General features: G+C 37.8%; 1 protein-coding gene. It reads right to left on the bottom strand.

Annotated features, from left to right (window positions below):
* Window positions 1-222 precede the first annotated feature (222 nt).
* Window positions 223-1,352, bottom strand: a protein-coding gene (locus J2S13_RS16820) for an IS3 family transposase (RefSeq protein ID WP_307258975.1) whose coding sequence is annotated in 2 segments (ribosomal slippage) — window positions 223-1,103 and window positions 1,103-1,352 — 1,131 coding nt in all. Because the reading frame shifts where the segments join, the coding sequence is not laid out codon by codon here.
* Window positions 1,353-1,433 lie beyond the last annotated feature (81 nt).

Below are 1,433 nucleotides of genomic sequence, written 5' to 3'. Positions count from 1 at the left end.
TGGTATGTCAACACTAAACTGAACAAATTTTTAAAGGAACACAAACTTGTTTATAGCGTTCAAAATCTGATCACTTTGCTGGAAGGTAGTGCGTGCAGTTTGTCACTTTACATGGAGCCTCTGCGGGCATGATTTTGAGCCAGGAATCCAGATATTTCAAAAATCTGGCTAACTACAAAGGGTATCATGCCCGCCTCTCCAAATAAAGTGCACGTTTCTCTACTAGATAGTGCTCATTTCAGCTTGGTGCTTGCATTTGTATTCGTTAGGCGTTAAATAGTCTAGGGACCCATGAATGCGAATATTATTAAACCAATTCACATAATCAAATAACTCAAGATCAAGTTCCTGCTGACTAGCGAATACCCTCCCGCTAACGAATTCTGTTTTAATCGTTTTGAACGTTGCCTCGGCAACCGCATTGTCATAAGGTGTTCCTTTTTCACTCAATGATCTCTCAATGCCAAATGTCTCTAACGCCTCGTCTATAAGCTGGTTTTTAAACTCACTCCCTCGATCTGTGTGGAATAATTCAAGGCGATTTAGATTATATTTCACCGTTGAAAAGGCACGTTGAACTAGCTCAGCACTCTTATTAGGGCCAGCACTGTAACCAATAATTTCACGATTATATAAATCCACTAGAACACAAATATAATGCCATTTTTGCTTAACTCGAACGTATGTTAAATCACTCACAATCACTTTTAATTCTTTGTCTTGATTAAATTCCCGATTCAGTGTATTTCCAATTTCAGACTCATTTACCGCTGTTTTTCTAGGTTTAAATTGAGCTACTGTATACTTGGAGACAAGTCCTTGTTCCTTCATAATTCGTCCAATACGACGACGTGACACTTGCCATCCTTGCTTTTGGAGCTCTTTTTTTATTTTCCTTTGTCCATAAATATTCCGACTGTCTTTAAAGATTTTAACAATTAAATTTGTTAATTCTTCATCCTGATTATCTCGAATTTTCGCTTCATAATAGTAAGTGCTTCTAGGAAGTTGTAGGACGGAGCACATTGCTGATATCGAGTATTTGTGACGGTTATTTCGAATCACATCTACTTTCGTCCCATTATCAGCGCGGCTTGCTTTAAAATATCATTCTCCATTGTGAGTCTTTGATTTTCTTTGCGGAGTCTAATTAACTCCTCTTGTTCCGGAGTTCTATTGTCCTTTTCTTCAAAAGATCCACTTGATTTATGTTGACGAACCCATTTATCAAAGGCAGAAGGCGTCAGCTCATATTCTTTGATAATCTCAGCCCGTGGTTTGCCTGAAGCATGCAGCTGGACAATTTGTTCTTTAAACTCTTTTGAAAATGTTCTTCTTTCTCTTTTGGCCATAGTTGATTCTCCTCCGACTTTTGTTGAATCAAGTTTATATGACCTTAACAAATCTGTCCAACTAAGTGTAACCTATTCAGA

The sequence above is a fragment of the Oikeobacillus pervagus genome (genome assembly GCF_030813365.1).
GTDB classification, from domain to species: Bacteria; Bacillota; Bacilli; order Bacillales; family DSM-23947; genus Oikeobacillus; species Oikeobacillus pervagus.
This window is presented reverse-complemented; position numbering and strand designations above follow the sequence as displayed.